This window comes from Inquilinus sp., from assembly GCF_039594555.1.
Taxonomy (GTDB): Bacteria; Pseudomonadota; Alphaproteobacteria; order DSM-16000; family Inquilinaceae; genus Inquilinus.
In genome coordinates, this window is the sequence record NZ_JBCNNF010000278.1 from 1 (window position 1) to 9,311 (window position 9,311).

Below are 9,311 nucleotides of genomic sequence, written 5' to 3' on the forward strand. Positions count from 1 at the left end.
CGCCATTCGGGCCGTTCACGAAGTCGCGCAGGTCGCGGAAGCGGTCGGAGACATAGGCGCCCGGGGGCGGGGCGTCGGCGGCGGTCGCGCCGCCGCCCAGCCGGGTCTTGGCGTAGTCCTCGGCCACCAGCGTCGCCAGCCGGCCGCCGGTGCCCAGCGCCTGCTGCGCCGCGTTCTGCACCTCGCCGGCGGCCAGGTCGGCGGCAGCCTTCTGCCCGGTGGTCAGCCCGCCCGCCCCCGCGGCGGGTGCGGGCGGCGGCGCGGCCAGGTCGGTCTCCTTCGCCGCCCCGCGCAGCACGGCCACCAGGGGTGAACCGGGCGCGGACAGCGTCTCCAGCGTGTCGATGGCGTGGTCCCGGCTCTGGAACGGCACGATCTGGACATCGGCCAGCAGCGCGTTCCAGGCCGAGACGTAGTCGTTGTAATAGAGCTGCAGGGCGTCGCCGCCGATCCGGGCGATGGTCGCGTCATCCGCGTCTCCCGGCGGGGCCTGGGAATCCACCACCCAGCGCTCGGACGCCACCGCCCGGGCCGCGCGCTCGATCCCGGCCAGCACCATCTCGTGGAAGGCGCGATAGGTATAGGCCCCCGGCACGCCCTCGCTCAGGCGCTTGCCGGAGGGGCGGATCAGCACCCGCTCGGCCCCCGGGCCGCCATTGGCGGTGATGGTCCAGTCCGGCAGCGCCTTCACCGCCGGGTCGTCCAGCATCATCCGGTACGCGCTCTCCGCCGGCGGCGTGGCGCCCAGGACGCGTCGGGCCTGGTCGACCAGCTTGCCATCGATCCCGACCACGGTGATCGGCCGCTCCAGCAGCGCTGCGGTGTGGTCGAGGATCGCTTGGCGGTGCGGCGCGTCGTCGGCGCCGGGATAGCGCTGCTCCAGGTCGACCTTGAGCCAGGCCAGGATGGTGTCGCGGTCGATGTCCGGCGCCCGGCCGCCCAGCATCAGGTAGGATTTGAGCGCGACATAGGCGAGGTTCGACGGCGCCTTGACCTGGCGCAGGATGTCCTCGAGCCGGACCACCAGCCGCGGCAGCAGCAGCGTGTTCAGGGCGCGCCGGTAGGCCGGCACGGTGCCCTGGGACAGCACGTCGCCCTGGTACAGGCCGAACTGCATCGTCACCGGCACCTCGTCGTTCCGCCGGTCATAGCCGGTCGGCATCGCCCGCAGCAGGTCGAGCGCCGGCAGGACCGACGCCAGGTCGGCGTTGCGCACTGGCCCGACCGCGTCGCCCAGCTTGGCGCCGTAATCGTTCAGGCCGGATTGGACCGAGGCGATCAGGTCGCGGTTGCCGAGATAGCTGACGGTCCAGGCGGACAGGCCGCCGGCCAGCACCAGCAGGGCCGCCGTGGTCGCGCCCCAGCGCACCCAGCGCAGCCGCCGCTCGACCTTCGGGTTGGTCGAGACGATATGCGCCTCGGCGAAGACCACCCGCCGCAGCAGGTCGGTCAGGAAATAGCTGCGGCCGCGGCCCTGGGGCGGGGCCATCTGCTGCCGGTCCAGGCCGAAGGACTGGGCCATGGCGCCCATCAGCCGGTCGAACGGCGTGCCCTCCTGCGTGCCGCTGGTCAGATAGGCGCCACGCAGCAACGGGCGGGCGTCGTAGCGGCTGGGCCGGAACGCCTCGGTCAGGAACTCGTGCAGCGGCTCGCGCAGCGACGCGACCTGGGCCGGGAAGCCGTAGATCAGGCTGCGGTTGCGGATGTCCGGCTCCTGGTGCAGCCGGGTGATCACCCGCTCGTTCAGCCGGTCGACCAGCCGGTCGAACTCCTTCAGGAACCCGGCGACCGCGCCCTGCTCGCCCTTGCCCTCGTCGAAAGCGAAGCTGATGCCCCAGACCTGCTCCCGCGCCTCGCGGTCCAGGTCGTCGAAGAACTCGCTGAAGCCGGCCAGCAGGTCGGCCTTGGTGAACAGCACATAGACCGGGAAGCGGACACCCAGCTCGTCGCTCAGCTCCTGCAGCCGCTGCCGCACGGCGCGGGCATGGGCCGTCCGCTCGGCCTCCGGCATGATCGCGAGGTCGGAGATGCTGACGCAGATCAGCGCGCCGTTGATCGGCTGCCGCGGGCGGTTGCGCTTGAGCAGGCCGAGGAAGCCCTTCCACGCGGCGGCGTCGCGGGCGGCGTGGCTGTCCTGGGTGGTGTAGCGGCCGGCGGTATCGATCAGCACCGCCTCGTTGGTGAACCACCAGTCGCAGTTGCGGGTGCCGCCGATGCCGCGGATGGCGTCGCGGCCCTGGCCGGTGCGCTCGGCCAGCGGGAAGTCGATGCCGGAGTTCACCAGCGCCGTGGTTTTGCCGGCGCCGGGCGGCCCGATCAGGATGTACCAGGGCAGCTCATACAGCCAGCGGCGGCCGCCCTTCTTCCCCAGCCGCGTGTTCTTCAGGACCGCCAGCGCCTCGGTCAGCCGGCCGCGGATGGTCTCGATCTCCTCCTCCGCCGCCTCGCCAGGGCTGGCGGCCTCCTGCGCCATGTCGTCGACCAGCCGGGCATTGGCGTTGCGGCTGCGCACGATCGACCAGGCAATGGCGAAGGCCCAGATCACCAGCAGCGCCGCGATCACGGCCACGCGCACCAGCTCGCTTTCCAGCGGCCGGACGGTGTCGAAGGCAAAGAGCGGCCCGACGAACCAGACGATGGCGGCCAGCAGCAGCACCCCGATCAGGGTGACGAACCAGCGTGCCGTCAGGATGGAGAGGATCTTGCGCATCGGCTCTCGTCGTTCGCCCGGGCGTCAGCCGCCGGTCGGCTTGATCAGGATGACCTCGACGCGGCGGTTCTGCGCGCGCGCCTCGGGCGTGGTGTCCGGCGTCACCAGCGGCTCGGTGTCGCCCTTGGCCTCGACCGAGAAGCGGCCGGTGCCGACGATCTGCTCGAAGATCCCCTTCACGCTGTTGGCCCGGGCCAGCGATAGCTCGATGTTCGAGTTGAACCGCGCGCTGCGGATCTTCTGGCTGTCGGTGTGGCCCTCGATCACCACCTGGCCGGGCTCGGTCTTCAGCGCCTCGCCGATGCGGTTCAGGATCGACAAGCGTTTCGGGGTCACCGCGTCGCTGGCCGAGGCGAACAGGTCGCTGCCGTTGATCCGGACCCGGACCGACTGCTGGTCCTCGGTCACCGTGACCAGGCCTTCCTGGATCTCGGGTTCCAGGAACTTCTTCAGCCGGACGCCCGAGCTCTCGACCACGACCTTGGGCGGCGGCGGCGGGGCCGGCGGCTGGACCGGGGTCGTCCGCTCGATCACCACCGGGCCCTGCGGCGGGGCCGCCGCCGCCGCGGCCATGGCCGGGTCCAGCGCCGCGTCGAGGAACCAGCGGAAGGTGAAAAAGGCGCCGACCAGGATGGCGCCGGTCGCGGCGCCGATGACCCAGAGCGGGATGATGCGGCCGAGGGCGCGCCGTTCGGCCACCACGCCCTTCCAATGCGGCGACAGGGCGGCCTCGCGCTCGCCGCGCAGGCGGCGGATGGCGCGGTACAGCGAATCCCGGATCTCCGCCAGCTTCGCCGGCCCCCGCGAATCCACGCGGTAGCGGCCCTCGAAGCCGAGCGACAGGCAGACATAGTACAGTTCGAGGATCTCCAGCGTCCGCTCGGGATCCTTCATCAAATGGTCGAGGATGTCGAAGAAGCGCTCGCCGCCCCAGGTCTCGTTGTAGAAGGTCGAGACCATGGACTGCTTGGTCCACAGGCTCTGGCTGCCCCAGGGCGTGTTCAGCACCAGATCGTCGATCGTGGCGCACAGGCCGTAGCGGGCGGCGCGGATCGCCTCGGCCGAGGCCCCGGCCGCCAGGGCGGTGCGCTCGAAGCTGCGGATCTCGGCGACCACGCGGTCGCGCAGCAGCGGCACGTCGCGATGCACCGCCCGGTTCTTCAGCCGCACGGCCAGGGCCAGCAGCGGCGCGGCGGCCTGGGTGACGGCGTTCAGTCCGGTCGGCGCCAGCGGCACCACGCCGGCGGGGCCTTCCGGCAGGCCGGCGGCCAAGCGCGACCGGGGGGCGACGACGCGCGGCGCAACGGTGCCGTCGCCATCCTGTCCTTCCCCGACCACGGCCGCGGGCCGGACCCCGCCGGGGCGGGGCCGGATGACGGTGCGGTCGCCGTCCTTCGGGTCGGCGAAGGGATCGTCTTCGACCATCGGCTATCCTTGGGGTGCCTTGATCGCCCAGCACTCCAGCTGCAGGTTCGGGAACTCGCCGGCGACGTGCACGGCCATGCCGCCGGAGGATTTCAGCTCCTCCCAGAACCGGCCGGTGCGGTCCATCTCGAAATAGATCACGCCGGGGTGATAGGGCAGCTGCCGCGGGGCCACCGGAAGCGGGCGGATGGTGATGCCGGGCAGGGCCGCGTTCACAAGGTTCCGGATCTGCTCGACCGGCCCGATCTTGATCTGCGACGGGAAGTGCCGGCGCACGGCGTCGGCCGAGGCGTCGGCGCGCACCGCCAGGATGAAGGCGGCCTGGTCCAGCAGCGACCGGTCGGCGATCGGCGCCACCCGGATGCCGTAGCGCCGCTCCTCCAGCGGGATCGGGATGGCGCTCTGCTCCAGCACCGCCGACAGCGACTGGCGCAGCTCGAGCATCACTGCCTGGAAGCAGCGCTGCAGGTCGTCATGGCGATAGGGCGGGAAGGCGACCGGCCGTTTGTCCCGGCCGGTGAAGCTGGCCAACTCGCCCGCCAGCTCCAGCATGGCGGCGTACAGCCGCTCCGGATGGATGCCGGGGGTGACGGCGAAATGGGCCATCAGCGGCTCGGCCCGGTTGACCAGCTGCAGCAGCAGGAAATCCGCCACCTCGGCCACGCCCTGGGTGCCGGACGCACTGACCCGGCCCGCCAGCGCCTCGCCGCGGTGATGCAGCAGGCCCAAGATCTCGGAGACGAAGCCGGACAGGCCGGTCGAAGCCTGGCAGGTCAGGCTGGGCGGGATGTACTTGTCGTCCAGCACGATCGACCGGTCCGACCGGACCTCGATGATCCGCGCCAGGCCCAGGCAGACATAGCCGGAGCGGTCTTCCGTCTCCAGCAGGTAGCGCAGCCGCAGCCGCGCCACCTGGATCGCGGACACGGCCGGCGAATAGGCGTTGGCGTCGGACGCCTCGAAATCGACGGCGGCGTAGCGCGCGGTGTCGTTGCCGGCCGTCGCGTGGTCGATGTCGGGGTGGCCCGGCTGGCGCACCGGCACGGCCAGGTAGACGATCGCGTTCTTGGTCGAATCCGGCACCGTCAGCGGCGGCGGGTGGTCGACATCCTCCGGGATGTCGAAGGGCGTGCCGTCCTCCAGCACGCCATGCGCCGCGGTGATCGCGAACTTGCCGGTGGTCAGCAGCTCGCGGTTGATGGTCAGGGCGCCGATGCCCCAGCCATGCGGCATCAGGTCGGCCAGCCGCGCCCGCACCAGCTTCTCGACATAGCGGTCGAACTGCTGGAAGTGGTGGGTCCGCAGGAACATCCCCTCGGACCAGACGACCTTGTTGTCCCACGCCATGAGCGATTATTCCCCGGCCTTGGCCGTGACCTCGGCGGCGCCGACGGTGATGGCGACGGTGCCGGTCGACGCCGGATCGACCGCGACCGAGGTGCGCCAGCGCGCATGGTCGACGTCGCGGAAGCCGGCGACCACGCCGATCACCTGCGTGGCCGGGTCCAGCTTGAGGGGCACCGACCGGGTCTGGCCGGGCGTCACCAGCGCCTGGTCATGCGCCACCAGCGTATCGCCCAGCGCAGCCTGCGGGTCGCCGGTCAGCTTGAAATAGTCGGCCTGGTCCAGCGCCGCAGCAGATTTCAGCTGGAAGATCCGCACCAGGACGGGCGACGGCCGGTGCGAGGCGTCCGGGTTCACGTTCGGGCTGGCCGAGACGGTGACCGTCGCCTCGCTCGGGGCGGCGACGTCGCCGAGGGCGCCGCAGCCCGACAGCAGGGCCGCGGCCAGCAGGGCTCCGGCGAATCTGCGTGATGCCATGTTCCTCATCCCCACCCGGCCGTGCATTGCGATCCTGTGTATCAAGCCCATGAATCCGAGGCCATATCATGGCGGGGTTCGGCCAGTCCCGCCCGCAAGCCTCAGATCCGGTCCTTCAGCCTGCCATAGCCTTCCGCAAAGGACGGGCCGAAGACCTCGCGGATGTTGTTCGACGCCGTCTCGGCCGTCTGCCGGTGCAGCGCGACATAGGCGTCCCACAGCCGGGCCTTGCGGCCGCCGGGCAGCATGCCGCCCAGCCCGCCGCTGCCGGCGGCCGCCTCGATCGCCGCCGGGCTCAGCGTGTCCAGCAGGTGGCGCAGCGCCTGCTCCATGCCGCCGACCGTGCCGATCTGGTGCTCGTGCAGGTCGCGGAATCCCTCGGCGATGGCGTCCGCCCCCTTGGCGAAGGCGGGCAAAGGCGGGTTCAGGATCGCGCCGATCGCCTCGGCCGGCGTCGCCGAGAATTTCAGCGGGTTGTTGTTGCGCGGCTGGATCGAGGTGCGCTCGATCCGGAACTCGCCCTTCAGCGCCGACCGGGCGTTCAGCGCCTCGATCAGGCCCTGCACGCTGGCCCGCGCGATCTCGCCGAACATGGCCGCGATCTCGGGGCCGCGCTCGGCCGGGAAGCGGTCTGGGTCGAGCCCCGCGGCTTCCAGCATCGTGCGCAGCAGGTCGGGGCCGCCGGCCGGCGCCGGCTTCGGCTGGGGCGCTGCAGCAGGGGCCGGTTCGGGCCGCGGCTGAGCCTGGGCCATGGTCGGAATCGGGGGCGGCACGGTCCGCGGCGGCTCAGGGGGCCGCACCGGGAGGGGCGGCGGCTCGGTCGGAAGCGGCGGCGGCTCGGCGAAGGGCACCGGGGCTGCGACGGGCCTGGGGGCCGGCGGCTCGGGCGGACGGTTGGCCGGCGGCGCCGACCAGTCCGCCGGGATCGGCCGCGACGGGGCCTTGCCGCGGACTGGCTGCGGCTCCGGCGTCTCCGCCCAGTCCTCCGGGATCTCGTGGAAGGTCGGCGAGGGCGGGCGGAAGGCGACCTGCTCCGCCGGCAGGTGGTCGGGCTCCGCCGGCCGGGCCCAGCGCTGGTCGGCCTCGTTGCCGGACGGAAAGGCGAAGGGGTCCTCCGCCCGCGGCTCCGCCGACCAGGACGGCAGTCGGTCGGCGGGGGCCTTCGGCTCGACCCCGAACGGGTAGGCCATGGGGTCGTCGACATCGATCGAATGGCTGGCCGCCGGTGCCTCGGCACCGGACATGCGCACCGCGAACTGATAGTCGCCCATGCCGATCCGGTCGCCGTCCGCCAGCACCCGGCTGTTGGCCCGGCCCAGCGGCGCATCGCTGCCGTTCACATAGGTGCCGTTGGTCGACAGGTCGAACAGCACGTAGCTGCCGTCGACATAGTCGATGAAGCAGTGGCTCTTCGACAGGAAGCGCGACGGGTCGTCCAGCACCCAGTCGCAATCATCGCCGCGGCCGATGGTCAGGCCGCGGTGATCGAAGCTGCGGGACTCCCCGCCGCCCGAAATCAGGTCGAGAATCAGCTTCATGGCCTGCGGGCCCACGCGACGGGGCGGGGCGGGCCGCCCCTGACGATGCTAGGAGACACGATATTGGAAGGCGCCGGCCGAGTCCAACGACACGCCCGCCTCCTCGATCGGCGCGCCTTCCGCCATCCTGGCCAGGAACAGGGCGGCCAGCTCGGGCAGGACGGTGCGCGACAGGATCTGCTCGATGGCGCGGGCGCCGCTCTCGCTCTCCGTCGCCCGGGCGCACAGCCCCTGCACCAGCGCGTCGTCATAGACGAAGCGCGCGCCGTAGGATTCCTCGACCCGCTTGCGGATCCGCTCCAGCTGCAGCCTGGCGATGCTGCGCAGGGTCTCGTCGCCCAGCGGCAGATAGGGGATCACCGAGATGCGGCCCAGGAAGGCGGGCTTGAAGGTCTTCAGCAGCTCCGGCCGCAGTGCCGTTGCCAGACCGGCCGCGTCGGGCGCCGTGTCCGGATCGGCGTACAGCTTGGCGATCAGGTCGGTGCCGGCATTCGACGTCATGATCACGACGGTGTTCTTGAAGTCGATGTCGCGGCCTTCGCCATCGCGCAGCATGCCCTTGTCGAACACCTGGTAGAACACGTCCTGCACGCCGGGATGCGCCTTCTCCAGTTCGTCCAGCAGCACCACGGAGTAGGGCCGGCGGCGCACCGCCTCCGTCAGCACGCCGCCCTCGCCATAGCCGACATAGCCGGGCGGGGAGCCGAGCAGCATCGAGACCTTATGCTCCTCCTTGAACTCCGACATGTTGATCACGGTCAGATTCTGCTCGCCGCCATACAGCAGGTCGGCCAGAGCCAGCGCCGTCTCGGTCTTGCCGACGCCGGACGAGCCGACGAACATGAACACGCCAATCGGCTTGCGCGGATCGGTCAGCTTGGCGCGGGAGGTGCGGATTGCCTGGGCCACGGCGCCCAAGGCGTGGTCCTGGCCGACGACGCGCTCGCGCAGGCTGTCCTCCAGGTTCAGCACCGCGCGGATCTCGTTCGACACCATCCGGCCGACCGGGATGCCGGTCCAGTTGGCCACCACCTCGGCGATCGCCTGGGCGTCGACCTCGACCGGGATCAGCGGCGCCTCGCCCTGCAGCGCCGTCAGGGCGGCGCGGGCCTCGCCATACTCCGCCCGCCAGGCGGCGATCTCGGCCGGGTCCGCGGGCGCGGCCGGCGGCGCGTCGGCGGCCGGCTTGTCCTTGGCGCCGCCGGCCGGCGGCAAGCCCTCGGCCGTCTCGATCCGCGCGCGCAGGTCGCGGATCCGGTCGACCAGCCCCGATTCCTCCTGCCAGCGGTCGCGCAGGGTGGCCAGCGTCGCCTCGATGTCCGCCCGCCGCTGCCGCAGCGCCGCGATCTCTTCGCCGTGGGATCCGGCGGTCGCCTGCTCGCGCGTCAGGATCGCGATCTCGGCATCCAGCCGGTCGATCTCGCGCTGGCTCGCCTCCACCGCCGCCGGGGTGGCGGCCTGGGCCATGGCCACGCGGGCGCAGGCGGTGTCGAGCAGGCTGACCGACTTGTCCGGCAGCTGCCGGGCCGGGATGTAGCGGTGCGACAGGCGCACGCTCTCCTGCACCGCCTCGTCCAGGATGCGGACGCGGTGATGCGTCTCCAGCATCGGCACCATGCCGCGCATCATGCCGATCGCCGCGGCCTCGCCCGGCTCCTCCACCTTCACCACCTGGAAGCGGCGGGTCAGGGCGGCGTCCTTCTCGAAGTACTTCTTGTATTCGGCCCAGGTGGTGGCGGCGATGGTGCGCAGCTCACCGCGCGCCAGCGCCGGCTTCAGCAGGTTGGCGGCGTCGCCCTGGCCGGCCTGCCCCCCCG

General features: G+C 71.8%; 6 protein-coding genes. All 6 read right to left on the reverse strand.

All coding sequences use genetic code 11. From position 1 onward, the window contains the following. Positions 1 to 2,710, reverse strand: a 2,710-nt coding sequence (gene tssM, locus ABDW35_RS25010) for a type VI secretion system membrane subunit TssM (protein ID WP_343716576.1), incomplete at its 3' end; no start/stop codon positions are given. 24 nt (positions 2,711 to 2,734) lie between these two features. Then, positions 2,735 to 4,135, reverse strand: coding sequence for a type IVB secretion system protein IcmH/DotU (gene icmH, locus ABDW35_RS25015; RefSeq protein WP_343716577.1), 1,401 nt, complete (start codon positions 4,133 to 4,135; stop codon positions 2,735 to 2,737). Between the two features lie 3 nt (positions 4,136 to 4,138). Beyond that, entirely contained in the window at positions 4,139 to 5,482 is a 1,344-nt protein-coding gene (gene tssK / locus ABDW35_RS25020; RefSeq protein ID WP_343716578.1) for a type VI secretion system baseplate subunit TssK, read from the reverse strand. 6 nt (positions 5,483 to 5,488) lie between these two features. Further along, the gene (gene tssJ / locus ABDW35_RS25025) at positions 5,489 to 5,956 is read right to left on the reverse strand and encodes a type VI secretion system lipoprotein TssJ (protein ID WP_343716579.1); all 468 of its coding nucleotides are present in this window, start codon (positions 5,954 to 5,956) and stop codon (positions 5,489 to 5,491) included. 101 nt (positions 5,957 to 6,057) lie between these two features. Beyond that, positions 6,058 to 7,494 carry a type VI secretion system-associated FHA domain protein TagH gene (gene tagH, locus ABDW35_RS25030; protein WP_343716580.1) on the reverse strand — a complete coding sequence of 479 codons (1,437 nt, stop codon included), beginning with the start codon at positions 7,492 to 7,494 and terminating at the stop codon, positions 6,058 to 6,060. Between the two features lie 48 nt (positions 7,495 to 7,542). After that, positions 7,543 to 9,311: AAA family ATPase (locus tag ABDW35_RS25035; RefSeq protein WP_343716581.1), on the reverse strand; the 1,769-nt coding region annotated here is incomplete at its 5' end.